General features: G+C 36.3%; 15 protein-coding genes. 2 read left to right on the top strand and 13 right to left on the bottom strand.

Translation table 11 applies throughout. The features are described 5' to 3' along the window. Positions 1 to 84 precede the first annotated feature (84 nt). Positions 85 to 255: a Lacal_2735 family protein gene (locus ALGA_RS22795; protein WP_145957629.1), complete on the top strand. Its 171-nt coding sequence runs from the start codon at positions 85 to 87 to the stop codon at positions 253 to 255. A 210-nt stretch (positions 256 to 465) separates the two neighbouring features. Here the strand turns inward: ALGA_RS22795 and ALGA_RS13015 are convergent, their stop codons facing one another. From ALGA_RS13015 to ALGA_RS12975, 9 genes are all read right to left on the bottom strand, one after another. Then, entirely contained in the window at positions 466 to 726 is a 261-nt protein-coding gene (locus ALGA_RS13015; protein ID WP_096429712.1) for a hypothetical protein, read from the bottom strand. A 226-nt stretch (positions 727 to 952) separates the two neighbouring features. Continuing rightward, entirely contained in the window at positions 953 to 2401 is a 1449-nt protein-coding gene (locus ALGA_RS13010) for a TrkH family potassium uptake protein (protein ID WP_096429711.1), read from the bottom strand. A gap of 60 nt (positions 2402 to 2461) precedes the next feature. Beyond that, on the bottom strand, positions 2462 to 3910 hold the full coding sequence (locus tag ALGA_RS13005; RefSeq protein ID WP_096429710.1) for a TrkH family potassium uptake protein: 1449 nt from the start codon (positions 3908 to 3910) through the stop codon (positions 2462 to 2464). 112 nt (positions 3911 to 4022) lie between these two features. Beyond that, positions 4023 to 5363, bottom strand: a complete 1341-nt coding sequence (gene trkA / locus ALGA_RS13000) for a Trk system potassium transporter TrkA (RefSeq protein ID WP_096429709.1) — start codon at positions 5361 to 5363, stop codon at positions 4023 to 4025. Between the two features lie 169 nt (positions 5364 to 5532). After that, on the bottom strand, positions 5533 to 7608 hold the full coding sequence (locus ALGA_RS12995) for a ComEC/Rec2 family competence protein (RefSeq protein ID WP_096429708.1): 2076 nt from the start codon (positions 7606 to 7608) through the stop codon (positions 5533 to 5535). Between the two features lie 121 nt (positions 7609 to 7729). After that, positions 7730 to 8755 carry a DUF6588 family protein gene (locus tag ALGA_RS12990; RefSeq protein WP_145957628.1) on the bottom strand — a complete coding sequence of 342 codons (1026 nt, stop codon included), beginning with the start codon at positions 8753 to 8755 and terminating at the stop codon, positions 7730 to 7732. A 173-nt stretch (positions 8756 to 8928) separates the two neighbouring features. After that, on the bottom strand, positions 8929 to 9483 hold the full coding sequence (gene def / locus ALGA_RS12985; RefSeq protein ID WP_096429706.1) for a peptide deformylase: 555 nt from the start codon (positions 9481 to 9483) through the stop codon (positions 8929 to 8931). Between the two features lie 36 nt (positions 9484 to 9519). After that, positions 9520 to 9942 carry a Holliday junction resolvase RuvX gene (gene ruvX, locus ALGA_RS12980; protein WP_096429705.1) on the bottom strand — a complete coding sequence of 141 codons (423 nt, stop codon included), beginning with the start codon at positions 9940 to 9942 and terminating at the stop codon, positions 9520 to 9522. Between the two features lie 206 nt (positions 9943 to 10148). Next, positions 10149 to 10922, bottom strand: coding sequence for a hypothetical protein (locus tag ALGA_RS12975; RefSeq protein WP_096429704.1), 774 nt, complete (start codon positions 10920 to 10922; stop codon positions 10149 to 10151). Positions 10923 to 11069: 147 nt separating this feature from the next. Between ALGA_RS12975 and ALGA_RS12970 the strand changes: the two genes are divergently transcribed. After that, positions 11070 to 12350, top strand: coding sequence for an LVIVD repeat-containing protein (locus tag ALGA_RS12970; protein WP_096429703.1), 1281 nt, complete (start codon positions 11070 to 11072; stop codon positions 12348 to 12350). A 230-nt stretch (positions 12351 to 12580) separates the two neighbouring features. On the opposite strand, the gene ALGA_RS12965 is transcribed toward ALGA_RS12970, so the two are convergent. The 4 genes from ALGA_RS12965 to nifJ all read right to left on the bottom strand — a co-directional run bounded on the left by ALGA_RS12965 (position 12581) and on the right by nifJ (position 21761). Next, positions 12581 to 12889: a hypothetical protein gene (locus ALGA_RS12965; RefSeq protein WP_145957627.1), complete on the bottom strand. Its 309-nt coding sequence runs from the start codon at positions 12887 to 12889 to the stop codon at positions 12581 to 12583. Positions 12890 to 13790: 901 nt separating this feature from the next. Then, complete coding sequence (gene ppdK, locus ALGA_RS12960; protein ID WP_096429701.1) at positions 13791 to 16511, bottom strand: pyruvate, phosphate dikinase; 2721 nt, start codon at positions 16509 to 16511, stop codon at positions 13791 to 13793. 320 nt (positions 16512 to 16831) lie between these two features. Next, positions 16832 to 17845 carry a dihydroorotate dehydrogenase-like protein gene (locus tag ALGA_RS12955; RefSeq protein WP_096429700.1) on the bottom strand — a complete coding sequence of 338 codons (1014 nt, stop codon included), beginning with the start codon at positions 17843 to 17845 and terminating at the stop codon, positions 16832 to 16834. Positions 17846 to 18224: 379 nt separating this feature from the next. Next, positions 18225 to 21761 (bottom strand): pyruvate:ferredoxin (flavodoxin) oxidoreductase, encoded by a 3537-nt coding sequence (gene nifJ / locus ALGA_RS12950; protein ID WP_096429699.1) that lies wholly within the window; start codon positions 21759 to 21761, stop codon positions 18225 to 18227. Between the last annotated feature and the right edge of the window lie 44 nt (positions 21762 to 21805).

Raw genomic sequence — 21805 nt, 5'->3', positions numbered from 1 at the left:
ATCAGATAAAGCCTCTTGGATAAGTGGACAAATTATTCATGTTAATGGGGGTATGTCAAGTACTAAACTATAAAATAAAAACTCATGTTTGGATTATTCAAAAAGAAAACAAAAGCAGAAATTCTGCACAAAAAATACGAATCATTACTGAAAGAATGCCATGATTTGTCGAAGGTAAATCGTTCGGAAAGCGATCTTAAATATGTGCAAGCACAAGCAGTATTGCAAGAAATTGAGTCACTTCAAAATAAATAATTTATCTGAAAAAATACAAACCTGAATGATCATTAGTTATACTGCGACAATAATAAAGTATCAACATTTGTAGATAGCACCTCCGATTCATTTAAATTTATTCGATCTGAAATTGGTGAGTACTATAAGAACAAACCAAACTTAAAAGAAATGCCATCAACTGAATATTGATGGCATTGTTTTTAGCGTTTATTTGAAAACTACAATCTCTTATGATCTGAGCAAACTAACACGAAGAGCAACATGACCATCAGGTTTATTACCTATCAATTCGGGTCTAAATCCCGATTCCTCAAGCTCTGATTTTACCAAACCTATTAACTCCGGGCTTGCATTGTTAAAATGATGGGTTGCAACAATACTCCCTTTATTAAATTTACTCTCAAATTCCTCAATAATTTTCCGTGTATCTTGCTTGTATTTTGCCATCGCTTTCTCAATCAGATGATTGTACTCTGTAATATTTTTCATGAATTTTAATTATAATGTTATTCAAAACGAACAAGCCGCAATATTAATTAAAATTAAACAAAACAATTGCAAATAACATGTTAAAACTAATAAATTCTTACGTGAACTAATCATTTTTAACCACGAGCATTACTTTCACCTACTTAGCTAAAATATCTAAAAGCCAACATAATTATTGAAGATTATAGAATTCCGAAACAGCAAATAGTCCAAACTGCCCAGATGCTTAATGCTTCCAAAATGCAGGTGAGAATAATACTAACACTGTAAACAGTTCTAAGCGCCCAAGTAACATTAGGAATGATAAGAACCATTTTGCCAAAGCTGGTAAATGAAAGAAATTATCCATTGGGCCTATTTCTCCAAATCCAGGTCCAATGTTACCGAGTGTTGTTGCGACTGCACTAAATGCAGAATAAATATCGGGGGTCCAAAGAGACATCAGAACTGAGGACATCATGAAAATAATGATATAAAAAACAAAAAATGCCAATATATTGGTGACTGTTTTTTGATCAACAACATGTCCGTTGTAACGAATTGGAATTACTGCATTTGGATGTACCAAACGTTTAAGTTCGTAGAAACTATTTTTGAATAGCAACAATATCCGAACAACTTTTACTCCTCCTCCGGTTGATCCAGCAGAACCTCCAACAAAAAACAGAACAAACACCAACATACCTAAAAATGGTGTCCAAAGAAGATAATCCGCAGTTGCGTAGCCTGTTGTAGTAATAATTGAGACAACAGTAAACAAGCCATCTCGAAAAGCTCGTTCAAGGCCAAAATCTTCTCCAACAACCAAAACAACAGTAATAATACCAGTAAATAACAAAACGACCAAGGTGTAAAAACGAAATTCTTCATCCTTAAATACTTTTGAAGCTTTTCCTGTCACCATTGCATAAGCAAGGGTAAAGTTGGTTCCGGCCACAAACATGAAAAAGATGATTACATACTGTAAATAAGGTGATGTAAAGAATCCTGCACTTGCTTGCTTAGTCGAATATCCTCCGGTAGCCATGGTTGTTAACGAATGATTAATTGCATCAAAAAAATTCATACCTCCCACAAAAAGCAAAATCGTTTCAGCGAAAGTAAACAGAATGTATAATCCCCATAAATTACGAGCAGTTTCTTTAATTCTTGGAGCTAATTTATCGGGTGCAAAACCTGGAACCTCTGCTAGAAAAAGCTCTCGTCCTCCTATGCCTAAAGTTGGAAGAATAGCAAGAAACATAACTATGATCCCCATTCCTCCCATCCATTGAGTAATTGATCTCCAAAAAAGAATTCCATGTGGCAATTCTTCAATATTATTAAGTATCGAAGAACCTGTGGTTGTGAAACCAGACATCGTTTCAAAAAAAGCATCTGTAACCGAGGGAATAGCTCCGCTGAAAAGATATGGAAGACAACCGAATATTGAAAAAATAATCCAAACAAGACTTACAATGATATAGCCTTCCCGCTTTCCTAAATCTTTTCCTACACCTCTTGAAAGCATGTAACAAACTCCACCAACAGAAAAAGTAATTAGCATGGACTTCACAAAAGCCATAGAATCTGATTCCTGATAAAATAGAGAAACCAGCAGTGATAGAAATAAAAAGAAACTTTCTCCAACTAGGAGTTTACCAAGAATATTGAGAATTATTTTGTGCTTTATCACTTTTGTAAGCTTAAGATTTAAACCAAAGATAAAATTCTAAGGTTTTAAAAAAAATAAAGTTTATTGATTCTTCCAAAAAGACGGAACAAAAATAATTAAAAAGGTGAATAACTCTAATCTACCCAATATCATTAGAAATGAAAGAATCCACTTTCCAACCTCAGGAACAGATGCGAAATTATTCATTGGACCTACAACTCCCAATCCAGGACCTATTCCTCCCATTGTTGTTGCAACAGCACCCATCGCCGAAATTAAATCCAACCCAATTAATGTCATAGCAAAACAACCAATAAAAAAAACCATAAAATACAAAATCACAAAAGCCAGTATTTTAGATATAACATCTTGTCCCACCATCTCTTTATTGTAGCGAACAGGCAATACGGCCGAAGGATGGATCATTCGCTTGAATTCGAGTATACTATTTTTGAAAAGTAGTAAATGACGTAAAATTTTAACTCCTCCCGATGTAGAACCAACACAAGCTCCAGTAAACATCAATCCAAAAATTAAGAACACTAAATATGGATGCCATAGCGAATAATCGGCACTCACAAAACCCGTACTCGTAATTATCGAAGTAACTTGAAACAAGGCGTCACGAAAAGATTTTTCAAAAGTCCCATGATCCAGATAAACCAAAGTCAAAGTAATAATACTTGTAACCAATACGATTAAACCCGTGTATACTTTAAATTCCTGATTCTGCCATATCTTTCTAAACCGTCCCTTTATCGCGAAATAGTGAAGTGTAAAATTGACTCCAGCAAAAAACATAAAGACAATCAAGACATATTGTGTGTAGGGTGAGTAATTAACAATACTCGTATTTTTCGTAGAAAACCCTCCCGAAGCTAAAGTTCCAAATGAATGACAAATGGCATCGAACCAATCCATTTCTCCAAAAACCAAAAAGATCGTTTCAATTGCAACCAAGAGCATATAAATCCCCCATAAACGTTGCGCTGTTTCTTTAATACGTGGGTGTAATTTACCCATCGTAATCCCTGCTGCTTCGGCATTAAACATAGCCATTCCTCCAATTCCAAAAACAGGTAAAATGGCAACAGTTAAAACCAAGATCCCCATTCCACCCAATAAATGAGTTAATGATCTCCAGAATAAAATACCGTGGGGTAAGGCCTCAATATCATTCACAATTGAAGCTCCTGTAGTGGTAAAACCCGAAATGGATTCGAAAAAAGCATCTGTGAAATTTGGAATGTATCCTCCCAATAGAAAGGGTAATGCTCCAAAAATAGAAAAAACAACCCAGACCAAACTTACGACTAGGAACGCCTCTCTTTTGCCAATATCCCTACTGCAATTTTGCGTAAAAAGATATATTATTCCTCCAAAAAAAAGAGAAATTCCTGCAGACTGTACAAAACATATAAAATCACCTTCGCCATAAAGTAAGGCTACTACGGAACTAATAATCAGAAAGAAACTTTCCACGATCATTAGAACCGACATCACATAAAAAACAAATTTCCAGTTGAACATTTCGAACCAGCTTATTTTACGATTTCCAAAAAAGAGAAAAACATTATTAAAATTCGTTCTGTAAAAAGGGTAAGAAAGAAACCGAATTCAATAAATTCGGCTCTGAGGACTATTATTTGAAGAATTTCTCAACTTTTTTAATTGCAGATGGAAGAGTAAACACAACAACCTTATCGTTAGCCTGAATTTGAGTATCACCTGCTGCAATAAAACCTTTATTTTCTCTTATAATTCCACCGATATTAGCATCCTCCGGGAAATTCATATCCATTAGCATGCCCTTGGTAATTTTAGAATCGGGTTTAGCCACCAATTCAATAACCTCAGCCTCCGAAACAGTCAGCCATCTACTATGCTGAACATCAGCATCCCTAGTGAAGCGATAAATATAACTGGCAGCCAGCAATTTTTTATTAATCATGGTACCAACACCAATATTATCAGCTAAATCGATATAATCGATATTTTCTACCTCAGCAATGGTTCTCTTCACGCCCATTTTTTTGGCCAGTAAACAAGCTAGAATATTCGTTTCCGAATTTCCTGTAACAGCCACAAAAGCATCCATTTTGTGAATTCCTTCTTCTTTAAGTAATTCTTTATCCCTACCGTCACCATTAATAACCAATGTGTCTTGGAGCAGATCAGCAAGTTTTAAACTCTTATCCTTATCAAGTTCAATCAATTTCAGATTCAGTTTATGCCCCAGTTCCAGTGCTGTTTTCTGACCAATTCGGCTTCCTCCAAGAATCATTGCATTTTTGATCTCGTATTTCTCTTTTCCGGCAAGGCGCATTACCCTTTCCATTGCATCGGGCTTGCTTACAATAAAAACTAAATCACCGCGGGAAAATCGATTGTGACCTCTTGGAATGATTGTCATATCACCACGTTTTATGGCAACGGCTCTAAAATCCAAATCCCCAGTCATTTCATCTATTTCAGCCATGGTTTTATCCATCAAAATTGACTTACTGCTAATTTTTATTCCGTACAAGAGAAGTTTCCCCCCAGAGAATTCATACAACTGGCGAGTCCCGGATCGGGATAAGTAACTAATAACCTCTTTCGATGCCAATCTTTCCGGATAAATCAGCTCATCAATTCCCAAACTTTTAAGATATTCTTTATTCTCAGGAATCAAATATTCTTGATTGTCAATACGAGCAATTGTTCTGATCGCACCCAACTTTTTAGCAAGAATGCATGACGTTATATTTGTCTCCTCTGATTGAGTTACAGCAATAAAAAGATCTGCCTTTTTAACACGAGCTTCTTTAAGATCCTTAAGAGAAGAACTTGACCCTACAATGGTTAATAAATCCAAATGGGAATCAATCTCCTTTAATTTATCTTCATCATTATCCAATAAGATAATATCATGATCCTCATTACTTAGCATTTTTGCTAAGTGTATTCCTACTGCCCCTGCGCCAGCAATTACAATCTTCATAACTTTGTTCCGTTAAATAAATGGAATTTGAAGCGGCAAATTAACACATAAACAATCAAAATCTAAAGCTATTCGTTAAAAATTATTAATTGGCCAAGCTCTCTAAATTACCAAAAGTGTTTATAAAATCAAAGAGGGAATCTAAAAGCTTTTCTTTCGATGATGAAACTTAATTTACGGTTGACAAAGTATAAATACAAACCCCATCCTCTTGTACATCAAAAAGATTCGATTCATACTCATTTCCCATTAAAAGATATTTCTTTCGATCTCTCTGATAGATCGAAGCATCAATAATCATTTTACTATTTGGAAATTCTTTTGCTATCATTTTTATGGATTTCAAACCATACGAACGAAATATAATATAGTCGGGTTGGATAATTCTCAACATTTCCGATAAAGTAGAATTACTCTTTCCTATTATCGCTATAACCTCTCCCCCTATCGCCTTAACATCAATAGCTTTTAGTGTATCACAGCTTATTTCATTTATATTTTCGTTTAGAACGAATGGTTGAATTATTCGATCACTATTTTTCGGTAAGATTTTATCATCAACTAAAAACAATCCTTTTTCACCTTCTACAAAGCCTACAATACTATGCCCTCGAGTATGAAAAACCAGCATTTCTTTTTTAGGAATCTGAAAAGCCTGAATTGTGTTTGGTAATTGAAAGCAAATTAAAATTACGATCATTGCCAAAAGAGCCTTTTTACGGGTAAAAGAAATAAGTGAAATCAATGAAAGAAGAAGAAAATAAGTAAAAATTAATTGATATTGACTCAGCGATAATTCCCTTAGAACAGAACCAGGCAGCCCTTGAATTTTCACAATCAAATAATTCATTCCTTCAACGAGATTCCGCAACAACCAACCTAAACCTTGAGAAAGAATATTTATTGGAGACAAAATCAGCAATAGTGCCGACAGATAAATCAGTATTCCGGCCATGATAATAACGACATATCCGGAAAGCAAAAAGTAAGATGGGAACTGATGAAAATAATAAACAGCCAATGGAAATGTTCCTATTTGTGCAGATAAGGAAACTGTTGTAAGCTGCCATAACTTTTTCAGGATTGGATTACCAATATAAATAAGTTTATCGAACTGAGGTTGAAAGAAGACAATGCTTACCACCGCCAAATAAGAGAACTGAAAACCTATAGTAAACAGCAAAAAGGGATCAATTAACAGAAGAAAAAATGCCGAGATGGCCAAGGAATTATAAATACTTCCATTTCTTTTGAGCATTTCCCCTACGACAATGAAACTAAACATTGTTGCCGATCTCATTACCGATGGAGACATTCCAGTTAAAAGAGCATAGGTCCAGAGCGTTAGTAAAAGAAGAATACCTCGTGAATGGCGTCCATACTTAAAACGAGCTAAAAAGCGAAGCAAATAATTCATGATCATATAGATAATGCCAACGTGCAAGCCAGAAACAGCCAAAACGTGCATTGCGCCAGCATCTGCCCAAGCTCTTTTAATTTCCGGATCCATTCCTGCTTTGTACCCCAGAGTTAAAGCTGCCAAAATATCAAAACTCTCATTCTGGATTCCATTTTTTCGATAGATCACTAATAAACGATCTCTCCACTTCGAAGCCAATGCTCTAATTGAAAAATCAGCCCCCTTTCCTATTTGCTTCCATGATAAAGAGTCGGTGTAGGCAGAATACAAAATGTGTTGAGTTTTCAGATAAGATGCGTAATCAAATTCATGTGGATTACCTGCGTTTTTCACTCTTTGCAATTCAGTCTTCAGCACAAGTAAATCGCCAATTCGGAGCTCCTTGGCTTTCCTATTCTTTTGAAGATAAACGATTGCCTTACCAGATACTTTTTGCCATTTATCTAAAGCTTTTACATTTTGAACATCTAACACAAGTGCAAAACTATTCCCCTTCTCAATAGGTGTATCCAACACTTTACCCTTTAAAATAATTTTAGATTTAGAAATGGGAAGATACATTTGGGACTGAATATCGTTGTACCTGATAGTTCCAAATCCAAAACACATGGCAAATACAAAAACACCAAATAACGTACGAAGAGAATAGGACTTACGCAGTTTTGCGATTAAGGTAAAAAGAAGAACTCCGAAAACGCCAAACAGAACCAGAAGCCAACTCAAAATTTGAGGAATACGAACAATATCTGACAAAGTAACTCCTATTACCAATGGAAGTAGGAGTCGAAGAAAAGGATTTTGACGAAGCAGCTCTCTAAAACTCATTAATAATTCAATTTATGGTAAACTGAATTTAACACTAATTCTTTTAAAAAGCAAAAGCCCCTGTTCTAGGAACAAGGGCTTATCTATCTAATGCACAGAATGCTGTCATGCATTCAAAAAATTATCTAAAACTAAATGCGATTCCCGCAGTTATTGTATTGTACTCCTGAATTGTATAATCGGCAAATATTTTGAAAAACGCCATATTTAAACGAGTACCTATGGTAGCCCTTACACCACTTGCCTTAAAATCAACCGATACAGGATCAACCAAGGTTTCTGAAGCAACAGTTGTACCTGAATTAACATCAGTATATTCCAATTCGTATGTTCCCTTAATGTCTACATCCATTTTTGCTGTATTGTAACCAACAGCACCATAGAATTCAATCAGTTTTAAATTAACCGAAGCAATTGCCTGAATTGTATAGGCATTCGTTGTAAATTCCATCAACTGACCGCTTCCGTCAAAACCTGAATCCCCTTGAATATCATACTCTGAGGTCAATTTTGTATAAGCGATTAATGCAGAAACATCAACCGGAGTTTTATCAATTTTCAATATTTTCGTTAAGCTTTTCTGAATTCCAATACCAAACATTCCAACTTCTAAATCAGATGATCCGACTTTAGGAAGGTATCTCAATTTCAAATCAGCATCAATTACAGGAATTCCAACGCCTACTTGCAATGTTGCTGTTGGAACTGCATTCATAGGCAAATCACTGCCAATACCATCCGGAATACTGAAATTTGCAAGATTATATGTTCCTCCGCCCGCATCTATGCTTGCTTGTAAGGTCGCGTTATTATTACCGCCCATTAAAGTTTGAATATCACTGGATCCATTTGCTAAAGTAATGTTGGAATAATCACTTTCCACAAACTTAAACATCTCATCTTTCCCTGGAACTTTAGCTAGATTGGCAACAAAAGTAATGTCAAAACCTAACTTCTTATGTGTTCGAGCAGTTGAATACCAACCGTTATTTAATCCGTACATAAAGCCTTTTGCAACAGGTCTCACGTAATTTTCAGTCAATTTAGATGCATCTTCTGTTCCTGCCAATAGGAATTGCTCGATATCCTGCGATTTGCCTAAAAATGGAACAAGAAAAATAAGTAGTAGTAATAATTTTTTCATCATAAGAACTTTAAGTTAGTTTATCAGTCAACACGTGCTAGTACGAAGGTTTTATAAATTTGTTTACTAAATTATAAACATTCAGTAACGCAACTCCGCCTTTCAGGATTTCCCCATACATATATACAAACCGATTTCCAATAAAAAAACCCTACCGAAAGGGTAAGGTTATGAAATTATTTTGCGAGAGTAAATCGATATTTGGCTTTAAAAAGCCCTTTCGAGATACCTGTTAACTTTCCTTTTAGCAATCTCTTTTTTAGAGGGGCACAATGATCGGTAAACAAGATTCCGTCTAAGTGATCGTATTCATGTTGAATAACCCGGGCTGCAAAACCTGAATACTCTTCCTGATGAAACTCCCAATTCTCGTCGTAATACTCTATTTTAATGCTTTCCGAACGAGTAACATCCTCGTTTATACCAGGAATACTCAAACATCCTTCAGACATGGCCCATTCATCACCAGTGCGTTCTGTAATTTTCGCATTAATAAACATTTTCTTGAAGTCTTCCAATTCCGGTTCATCTTCGGCAAAAGAAGAGCAGTCGAGCACAAACATTCTTATTGATCGCCCTACTTGCGGAGCAGCTAATCCAACTCCATCGGCAAAATACATGGTTTGCCACATGTCATCCATAAATTTCTGCAATTCAGGATAATCCTTATCAATCTCTTTAGCGACCTTCCTTAAAACCGGATGACCGTAAATGGTAATGGGTAAAATCATTATTTATCTCTCTAATTATCTAAATCCAAACAAATCCTAAAATAGATTTCTTTTGGTTTCCATATACGATTGTAATATAATAGTAGCACTCACTTTATCGATCATTGCTTTATCTCTTCTTGCTTTCTTACCCAATCCACCATCGATCATGGTTTGAAAAGCAATTTTCGAAGTAAACCTTTCATCTACCATTTCGATTGGCATATCGGAAAACTTTTTTTTCAATTTCCCTAAAAAAGGCTTTAGATATTTTACCGATTCACTATCCTCATTATTCATTTGCTTTGGATACCCAACAACAATGCATTCAACCTTTTCCGTTTCAAAATATTTTTCCAAATAGGTTAAAACATCTTTTGCCGCAACAGTATCTAAACCATTGGCAATTATTTGTAATGGGTCGGTGACAGCAAGTCCTACTCGCTTTCTTCCGTAATCGATCGCTATAATTCGTGCCAAATTTCTTATTTAAACTAATTTTGAATTGCAAAGATATAAGAAACTGATTAAATTTTATCAATTTCTACAAAAATGAGGACAAGAGAAGCTTATATAGAGAAAGATTTTACCCTAAACAGAACCAAATAAAAAAATCAGGACTAATCCTGATTTTTTTCTGAGAGTAAGAATAATCTCCGAAACAATTAAAAAACAGACTGCTTTTATTAGAAAATCAGCCCCAGATGAATTGACAGACGATTAATTTCATGTCTTAAATATTCCGTATCATCGGTATATGTGTTGTGCCATTTTTGCTCCATCTTTTGAAATCGGTAGCCAATATTTAAAGTAAAATTAGTATTCGCACTATTTCCAAATACAAAACCTACTCCAGGATTAATTAACCAACCCCCTTTTGAATCAATATCATTAGCCCCATTTAAATAATAGTTTTGATCATCCTTATCTTCAAGTGCGAATGAGTATCCTGACTGACAAAACAAAAAGGATTTAATTCCTTTCATTGTAGTATAATATTTAATCTCTCCGAACAAAGGCATTTGTGCCACATCATAAGCCTCATAGCCGCCGCCAATACCAAACGACACTCCATTCTCAAACAAATAACTTCCCGATAGCAACATACTAAAAGGCGCATTGTTTTTATTATCCTTATTCCCAATTAGCGCCCCCATGCGAACTTCATAAAACATTCCCTCATTCTTTATGGGAAGAGTATCCTTAGCTATTTTCGGCAGTCTTTTAGCCTCAAAGCGTATGTCTGCAATATCTTCCATATCGAACTGCCAAAAATTCTTATCCTTAGTTTCAATCTCAACAAATTTCCCGGGAACTTGTCTTACAATTTTCCCTTTAAGAACGTTCCCATTTTTTAGAGTAACAACATCAACTTTTTTTTGGGCCAATGCGCAAGTAACAGTGAACATCATCAGAGCTAATATGGCAATTGATTTAATTAATACTGTAAAAGTCTTCATAATTATGGATTTGATTTTTTCTTATTGATGACTCAACAATGGAATGGTTGCGTTGAATAAAAATTAAAATATTTATACGCAACCCTCTTTATTTAAATGCATCATGAAATAAAACAAGCTATAAAACCATGCTTTAAAATCAGACTTATGAAAACAATTAAAAATCTGGCATTTCTATCCATCCTTATTTCTTTATGCGCAGGAACTTGGTCGTGCGAAGATGAAATAAGACATGAATACACCATAAATGAACCAGTATATCTGTCCACTGAGGAATTTAAAAATGCTGTAAAGACCGAAAGTGCCAAAGAAATGTTGGTTCCCGGAAAAATATATTTCTACAATGATCTCATTTTAATAAATGAAAAATTCGAAGGAATCCATGTTATCGATAATTCGGATCCAACAAAACCAATCAACTCAAAATTCATCTCCATTCCCGGAAACATCGACATGGCGGTAAAAGATGATATTCTTTATGCTGATTCTTACACCGATTTAATTGCAATAAACATCAGCGATATCAATACCATTGCAATAGAAAAACGATTCGCTGATATTTTCCCATTTTCTCTACCTCCAACCGATAATAATTACCCATACGGACAAATTGATCCTGAAAAAGGTGTGGTCGTTGGCTGGGAAGTTAAACGAATCAGTGAGAAATACGAGGAACCTAAATATTATCCATACTATTATGATGTAATGTTTGATTCAGCTAACTCAACGGGTGTTAAAGCCTCCGCTGGAGGAACAGGAAAAGCTGGTTCCATGGCCAAATTCATGATAAATACCAACACTCTATACACACTCGATTCTAACTCATCACTTAAATTGTTTGATATATCCAATCCTGATCAGATATCAAAAAACGGTCAATTAAATGTTGGTTGGGGAATGGAAACCTTATTTGTTTATGAATCGAACCTGTTTATAGGAGCTCGAGATGGAATGTATATTTTCGATATCACGAATCCATTTGCACCGCAATTAGTTTCTCAATATTCTCATTTTATGAGTTGCGACCCAGTAGTGGTGCACAATAATTTGGCATACATTACTCTTCGTGCAGGAAATTTTTGCGGACAAAACACCAGTCAGCTGGATGTTGTCGATTTAAGTGACATCACCACTCCCACATTACTAAAATCGTACAGTATGGATAATCCTTATGGCTTGGGTATTGATGATGAATTGCTTTTTGTTTGCGATGGAACTGCTGGCTTAAAGATTTACGATGCCTCGGATCCTTTAAATCTCGGTTCCAATTTATTGAAGGTTTACTCGGATATGACTCCATATGATGTGATTCCTTTGGCCAATGTACTGGTTGTTATCGGAACGGAAGGTTTGTTTCAATACGATTACTCGGATATTAATAATATTCAATTGCTTAGTTATATTACCATTGCTCCAAGAGTAGATTAAACCATTAACTTTAATAAACAACAAAGCTTGCTTCATTTGAGGCAAGCTTTTCTTTTGATTACTAAAACCGAGCATTTTGCTTACTGATTTACACCAAACTAATATCAAAACTCATCTTATAAAATAATGCTTTTAGATTCGGAACCAAGTCATACCCTGACATGGCCGGCTTGTTTATAGTCAGAGCATGACCAGCTTAAGATTTTAAGCAGGCGATATTTAATTGATGATTATTTATTGCCACCCAAAAGGCCAATTACCTCTTTAAGAGTTGTGTTTTCAGTGGTAAGCTTCTCGAGTTGAGGATTGATTGGATTTTCAATATTGAGCTGCCCGGCTAGTATTTTAAAAAAATTCACCTGAAGTATTTCACTAATCTCAGCCAGACGATCGGTATAAATGCTTGGCTTTTTTAAGGCATTATAGGTGGCATTTACACTTAAATCAAGCTTTTTAGCCATTGCAGATATGCTCACTTCCTGCTTTTTCATTTCTGATAATATCAGCTCGTTGATGGGGGTCATTTTATTCGTAGTCATATCTAAATGTAGCGATACAATTTACATTTTGCAATAATTATTAATCTTAAACAGTAATTTATTCCTGCATTAAGGGAACATATTTCAATCATATGGTGATAACACACAGTTTATTGGTTGGAATATACACTAATACAGTAGTGATATATAGTTATTTGGTGGAAACATACACTAATATAGTGGTAACATACCGTTATTTGGTAGGAAAATATAGTGATATGGTAGTAATACATACCTAGGTGGTGTTATTGTGCCAAGTTAACATCAAAACTCATCTTACAAAATAGTTCTTTTAGATTTGGAATCAAGTCATACCCTGACATGGGTGGCTTGAATTTTAAGCAGGCTTTTGATATTAAATTGAATTACCCGTAAAGAGTGTTTGGTTTGTTTGCCATGCGGGGAATTGGGTTAGGGATTGAAGAGGAAACCCCACAGCGATGCTAAAGTTGGTGAATAGGTGAAATTGGAATTTAGAAACAAAATACCGGATGATTAACCAAAGACAGGAACTGGAGCGAGGAGTTGGAACGAAAAGCCCGCCCTGAAAGGGAACCCCCTGCTTATAAAACACGGAAGGCGGCCCCGAGGGACAGCCTTTCTATGTATTGAGAAGTTAATTCTCTTAGTTTTGCTTCAAGTTAGCTTGAGCTGCAGCTAAACGTGCAATAGGCACACGGAAAGGAGAACAAGAAACCCAGAAAATCAATATTCCATACCCACTGAGTTACAGAACTCATCTGGAGTACCTAATTTATTTGGAATCGAGTCATACCCTGACATGGACGGCTTGCTTATAGTCAGAGCCTGACTGTCTTAAATTTAGAGTAACCTGAATACCACAAAACACGAAAGGCTGCCCCGAGGGACAGCCTTTCTATGTATTGAGAATATAATTCTCTTAGTTTTGCTTCAAGTTAGCTTGAGCAGCAGCTAAACGTGCAATAGGCACACGGAAAGGAGAACAAGAAACGTAATCCATACCCACTGAGTTACAGAACTCAACTGAAGATGGCTCACCACCGTGCTCACCACAGATACCTAATTTGATATCAGGACGAGTAGATTTTCCTTTTTCACAACCCATACGTACCAATTGACCGATACCTTCTTGATCTAATACTTGGAAAGGATCGTGCTTAAGGATACCTTTTTCAATATAGATTGGTAAGAATTTACCAGCATCGTCACGAGAATAACCGAATCCCATTTGAGTCAAGTCATTTGTTCCGAAAGAGAAGAATTCAGCATACTCAGCAATTTTATCAGCTGTAAGAGCAGCACGAGGAATCTCAATCATAGTACCCACCATGAAATCAACTTTGATACCTTTCTCAGCGAAAACAGCAGCAGCAGTTTCTCTGATGATTGCATCCTGCAATTGGAATTCTTTCAAAGTTCCGATTAAAGGAACCATGATCTCTGGCTTAGGATCTTTTCCTTTTGCTTTCAAATCACAAGCAGCTTCGATAATAGCACGAGCTTGCATTTCAGTGATTTCAGGGTAAGTGTTTCCTAAACGACAACCTCTATGACCCAACATTGGGTTGAATTCGTGAAGTGCATCAACTTTAGCTTTAACGATAGATACATCGATACCTAATTTTTCAGCCATCTCGATTTGAGAAGCTTCATCGTTAGGAGTAAACTCGTGCAATGGTGGATCCAGTAAACGAATAGTTACACCAAAACCGTCCATAGCTTCCAAAATTCCAGAGAAATCTTCGCGTTGAACAGGAAGTAATTTAGCCAAAGCAGCTTTACGACCTTCTACATTTTCAGCAAGAATCATCTCACGCATTTTCCAGATCTTATCGCCTTCGAAGAACATATGCTCTGTACGACATAGACCAATACCTTTAGCGCCGAATTCACGAGCAGCTTTAGCATCACCAGGAGTATCTGCGTTTGTACGAACGTACATACGAGTGTTGTTCTCTGCAAGATCCATCAATTTACCAAAATCACCATCTAATGTAGGAGTGATTGTAGCAACTTTACCTTCGTAAACTTTACCAGTAGTACCGTTTAAAGAGATGAAATCACCTTCTTTGAAATCAACACCGTTGATAGTCATTGATTTTCCTGTTACCAAAACACCAGCAGCAGAAGAAATACAACATTTACCCATACCACGAGCAACTACAGCAGCGTGAGAAGTCATACCACCACGCTCGGTAAGAATACCTTCAGCAGCGTACATACCTTTCAAATCTTCTGGAGAAGTTTCGCGACGTACTAAAATTACTTTTTTGCCTGCAGCAGCCCACTCTTCAGCAGCATCAGCAGAAAATACGATTTGACCAGTTGCAGCACCTGGAGAAGCTGGAAGACCTTTTGAAAGTTCTGTAGCAGCATCAATTGCAGATTGCTCAAATACTGGGTGAAGTAATTCATCCAATTTGTTAGGCTCTTGACGTAAAATTGCTGTTTTCTCATCAATCATACCTTGAGCTAACATATCTACAGCCATTTTTACCATAGCTGCACCAGTACGCTTACCAGAACGAGTCTGTAACATCCAAAGTTTACCATCTTGAATGGTGAACTCCATGTCTTGCATATCTGAATAATGATCTTCTAATTTTTGTTGAATTGTATCCAATTCATTATATAATTTAGGCATCGCTTCTTCCAGAGAAAGGAATTCAGCTTTACGAACGTCTTCAGAAGTACCGTTACGCTCAGCCCAACGAAGTGAACCAACTTTAGTAATCTCAAGAGGAGTACGAACACCAGACACAACATCTTCACCCTGTGCATTGATCAAATACTCACCGTTGAATTGGTCTTCACCAGTAGCAGCATCACGAGAGAAACAAACTCCTGTAGCAGAAGTATCACCCATGTTACCATAAACCATAGCTTGTACGTTTACAGCAGTACCCCACTCACCTGGAATATTTTCCATACGACGGTAAAGGATTGCACGATCAGTATTCCAAGAATCGAATACAGCACATACAGAACCCCAAAGCTGATCCCAAGGATTTGTTGGAAAATCAACACCAGCGTGCTCACGAATAACTGCTTTATAACCTTCAACAAGAACTTTAAGATCTGCAACAGTTAATTCAGTATCAACTTTATAACCTTTAGATGCTTTCAATTCATCCAAAACAACCTCGAATGGATTGTGATGACCTTCTTCAGCCTCAACACCCATTACTACGTCACCGTACATGTGGATGAAACGACGATATGAATCGTAAGCAAATTTTTCGTTTCCTGATTTTTCAGCAATAATTTTTACTGTCTCATCATTCATACCTAAGTTTAGAACAGTGTCCATCATACCTGGCATAGAGGCACGAGCACCTGAACGAACTGATACCAACAATGGAGATGAACCATCTTTAGCATCAAATTTAGCGTTCATTGCAACTTCTGTATCTTTCACAGCAGCTTCAACTTGTTCTTTAATCATTGCTACAACAACATCTTTACCAAGCTTGTTGTAATCAGTACAAACGTCAGTAGTGATAGTGAAACCTGCAGGTACTGGAACACCAATTAGATTCATTTCAGCAAGGTTAGCACCCTTACCTCCAAGCAAATTCTTCATGTCTGCTTTACCTTCGGCCTTACCATCACCAAAAGTATAAACGTACTTCATACTCATAATTATCGCTTTTTAGTTTTAATGTAATCTCCTGCTTTACAACTAAAGCATTCAATAACAATTATATATTAACTTAAATTTTTCAGATTATTGAATTCTCAAGGCGCATATTTTATGTTCGCAGTTGAAAATTACACACAAAAGTAGTGTTCTTTTTTCAAAAAAGGAAACAAGAACTGACAATATAAGTGTCTTTTTTAAAATGATTTAGACTTGTGTCTTTCAAACGTTTGCAGAGCATTTCGCGACACTTTTACAGAGGGATATTCAATCAAAATAGCCGATCTTGTGACCGGCTATTTCATCAAATTCTCAAACATTTATCTCATTGGATACTTATTAATTATTTCTTCGGGATGAAGAATAAAGTCTAAATATTGTGCTCTGTAATAAATATCGGACGCTTTTAATTCACTATCAGATAATTTACCTCTGAATTCATCAATACTTTTGTACCCCTTTTTATCCATCCATTGTTCCAGTTCGGCAAGTACTTGTGCTATATGCGTAGGTTTGTTTTTATATAACGTACTCACCATTTGAACGATATTTGCACCACTTAAAAGCATTTGCAGTACATCTTCAGAAGTGTAAATTCCATTTGTACCGCATAACCCGCCTTCAATTTTCTTATAAAATAAGCCAACGTAACGTAATCCCAATTTAAAATCACCCTGATGACTCAAATTAAAATTGGTGACATGACTTTCTGTATTAGTATCAATTTCTGGTTGAAATAAACGATTAAACAAAACAAATGCAGAAGCACCTGCCTGATCTAAACGATTCACAAAATTCAATGTATTCGTATAATATGGACTTAGTTTAATGCAAAAAGGAATTGTCAGTCTTTCTTTAAGAGTTTCAACAATTTTCACTTTTTCATCTTCCAATTGCGCCGCTGTTTTATCAACATTACCAGGCATTTGGTAAAAATTCAACTCCAAAGCATCAACTCCAGCTTCTTCCAATTGCTTGGCATAATCGAACCAGGTTACATCATAAACACAATTCAAACTGGCGATAACAGGAATACTAACACTTTTTTTAACTTCGGATAATCTCATAATATGAGCCTTAGCACCCGCATGCTCAATCGCAGGAAAAATGGAAGTCATTTCTGCATTTCGATCCGTGTACTCATCAAGTTCATCGGCTAACTGCGCCCGTTCCATCTGAATTTGCTCTTCGAATAGTGATTTGTAAACAATTGCTGCTGCGCCAGCACGTTCTAATTCCTGAGCACCTTCGACGGTGGCTGAAAGTGTACAAGCTCCTACAACTATGGGATTTTTAAGTTTTAATCCCATGAATTCCACATTTAGATTTGCCATATTTTTTTGATTTTAAATTTCTCTTCTGATTAAATTTAATAAATGGACTTGATATATTCAACCAAAAACCAATATTTAATAATCTGAAAATCAACATTAAAACAAAAAAGCCCGCAAATAAAGGACTTACAGGTCTTATTTTATAAGAAAAAATTTGGCAGAATGAAAAGATCCACCCACTTTTTATTCTGCCATTTCGATTCGGAGTTATGTGTTAATCTGAATCGGACTTTTAAAATCCTGCTTCTTAGCTCAAATCATTGTAATGGAGTTACAACTGCCATACAATTCTATTTGTTGTGTTAGCGACAATCAAGCATAAAAAAAGGGGTTCCAAATTGGAACCCCTTTGTATAATAATATAAAAGACTATCTTTTACTATACAGTATAATCTAAAGCAGCTTGACGCTGGTAAGTCTTATATCTCCACTTCGCGTTCTCTTCAGCAGCTACGAATAATTCTTTAGCTTCCTCTGGGAATGATTTTTGCAATGAAGTATAACGAACCTCACCCATTAAGAAACCTTGGAAATTTTCCCAAACAGGTACTTTTGAATCAAGAACAAATGGATTTTTACCTTCATTTTCCAATGCTGGATTGTTACGATACAAGTGCCAGTATCCAGCTTCAACAGCTTTTTTCTCTTCTGACTGTGATTTACCCATAGATGCTTTCAATCCGTGAGAAATACATGGAGAATAAGCGATAATCAACGAAGGTCCTGGATAAGCCTCAGCTTCTTTAACAGCTTTCAAGTATTGAGCTTGATTTGCTCCCATTGCAACCTGAGCTACATAAACATATCCGTAAGACATGGCAATCATACCAAGGTCTTTCTTTCTGATACGCTTACCAGAAGCAGCAAATTTAGCTACAGCACCAATTGGAGTTGCTTTAGAAGCTTGTCCACCAGTGTTCGAGTAAATCTCAGTATCCATTACCAAAACATTTACATCTTCACCTGAAGCTAATACGTGATCTAATCCACCGAATCCGATATCATAAGCCCAACCGTCTCCACCAAAAATCCACTGAGATTTCTTGATTAAGTACTTTTTAAGGTCTAGAATCTCTTTAGCTACAGCATGAGTTTCGTTAGCAAGAACTTCTTCAACTTTAGCAGAAGCAACAACAGAAGCTTCGCCATTATTTTTGTTCTCTACCCATTCTGCAAAAGCAGCTTTAGTATCAGCATTTACAGCTTCCATTGCAGCTTTCATACGAAGCTCAATACGGTTACGCATTTTACGTACACCTTCGTTCATACCAAAACCAAACTCAGCATTGTCTTCGAATAAAGAGTTAGCCCAAGCTGGACCTTTACCACTCTGATTATTTTTACAATATGGAGTTGATGGAGCAGAACCACCGTAAATAGAAGAACAACCTGTAGCATTAGCTACCATCATTCTCTCACCAAACAATTGTGTAATTAACTTGATATATGGAGTTTCACCACAACCAGCACAAGCTCCAGAGAACTCGAATAAAGGCTGAGCGAACTGTGAATTCTTCACATTATTTTTAGGTAACAAATCTTTGTAACCTACTTTTTCATCCATATAATGCCATTTCTCTTTCTCAGCCTCCTGAGTACCAAGATGTTTAAGCTCAAGAGCTTTAGCTTTAGGAGCTGGACAAACATCAACACAGTTACCACAACCAGTACAATCTTCAACAGAAACCTGAATTCTAAAACTCAAGCCTTTAAGATCTTTACCTGTTGCAGGCTTAACTACAGTTCCAGCAGGAGCAGCAGCAACTTCCTCTTCAGTTAATAAGAATGGACGAATAGCAGCGTGAGGACAAACGTAAGCACACTGGTTACACTGAATACAAGTTTCTTCTTGCCATTCAGGAACACTAATAGCAACACCACGTTTCTCGAACTTAGTAGTTCCAGCTGGGAAAGTTCCATCTTCACGACCTGTGAATGCAGAAACAGGAAGATCATCTCCTTTTTGAGCATTTATTGGATCACACATTTCAGCGATAAACTTAGGACGATCAGTTGCTTTTGCAGCTTCTTTTTCTTCAGCTAAGTTTTTCCAATCAGCAGAAACTTTAACTTCAACTACATTATTTCCACCAGCATCAACAGCTGAGAAGTTCATGTTTACAACTTTCTCTCCTTTATTACCATACGATTTAACAATCGCTTTTTTCATTTCTTCAGCTGCTTTTTCGAATGGAATAACACCTGTAATTTTAAAGAAAGCAGATTGCATAATTGCATTGGTACGGCTACCAAGACCTAGTTCTTCACCCAATTTTGTACCGTTGATAATGTAGAATTTAATCTCATTCTCAGCCAAGTACTTTTTCATATGATTTGGAAGATTCTTAACAGTTTCTTCAGCATCATAAATTGAGTTCAATAGGAAAGAACCTCCTTTTTTCAATCCTCTTAATACGTCATATAAATAAACGTAAGCAGGAACGTGACATGCAACAAAGTCAGGAGTGGTTACTAAATATGTAGAACGGATTGGTTCATCACCAAAACGAAGGTGAGAAGCAGTAAATCCACCTGATTTTTTAGAATCGTAAGCGAAGTATGCTTGACAAAATTTATCGGTTGAACCACCAATAATTTTGATTGAGTTTTTGTTAGCACCTACAGTACCATCAGAACCTAAACCATAGAATTTTGCTTCGTAAAGTGACTCAGAGTTCATTTTAATCTCTGGCAACATAGGAAGAGATGTAAAAGTAACATCATCAATAATACCTAGAGTGAACTGATTTTTAGGCTCATTCATTGCTAAGTTTTTGTAAACCGCAACAATTTGAGATGGAGTTACATCTTTAGAACCTAAACCGTAACGACCTCCAACAATAATAGGAGCATTTTTTTCACCGTAGAAAATATCTCTTACGTCAAGATACAATGGATCTCCATTTGCACCTGGTTCTTTTGTACGATCAAGAACACAAATACGTTTTACCGTTTTTGGAACAACACTTAAAAAATGTTTTGCAGAGAATGGACGATACAAGTGAACAGAAACAAGTCCTACTTTTTCGCCATTTGCTATTTTATAATCAATAGTTTCCTTAATGGTTTCGTTTACAGAACCCATTGAAATAATGATATTTTCAGCATCTTCAGAACCATAATACATGAAAGGTTTGTATTCACGACCAGTAATTTTGGTCATCTCTTTCATGTAATCAGCAACGATATCTGGAACCGCATTGTAAAATGGGTTTGCAGCTTCGCGAGATTGGAAGTAAATGTCTGGGTTTTGAGCAGTACCTCTAGTTACTGGACTTTCTGGATTTAAAGCACGATCACGGAATGCCTGAAGAGCTTCTTGATCAACTAGACCTCTTAGGTCTTCCATGTCAACAGCTTCAATTTTCTGAATTTCGTGAGAAGTACGGAAACCATCAAAGAAGTTCATAAAAGGAACTCTTGATTTGATCGCTGTTAAGTGAGATACAGCAGAAAGATCCATAACTTCTTGAACTGAATCTGAAGCTAACATAGCAAATCCAGTCTGACGAGTTGAATAAACATCAGAGTGATCACCAAAGATATTTAATGCTTGAGCAGCAAGAGCACGAGCAGTTACATGAAAAACACAAGGTAATAATTCACCTGCAATTTTATACATGTTAGGAATCATCAATAATAATCCTTGAGATGCTGTGTAAGTTGTACCTAAAGTACCAGCTTGCAATGCACCGTGAAGCGCACCAGCAGCACCAGCTTCTGATTGCAATTCAACCAACTGTACAGTTTCGCCAAATAGATTTTTACGCCCTTGTGCAGCCCACTCGTCAACATTTTCAGCCATAGGTGAAGATGGTGTGATAGGGTAGATGCACGACACTTCGCTAAACATATACGCAATATGTGCAGCAGCAGCATTACCGTCACAGGTAATGAATTTTTTCTCTTTTGCCATTTTACTCCTCCGATTAAATTATATTATTTGGTATTTTATTTTGC

It is taken from the genome of Labilibaculum antarcticum (assembly GCF_002356295.1).
In the GTDB taxonomy this organism is placed as follows: domain Bacteria; phylum Bacteroidota; class Bacteroidia; order Bacteroidales; family Marinifilaceae; genus Labilibaculum; species Labilibaculum antarcticum.
Note: the sequence above shows the minus strand (reverse complement) of the source record. Positions and strands in the feature narration are given on the sequence as shown.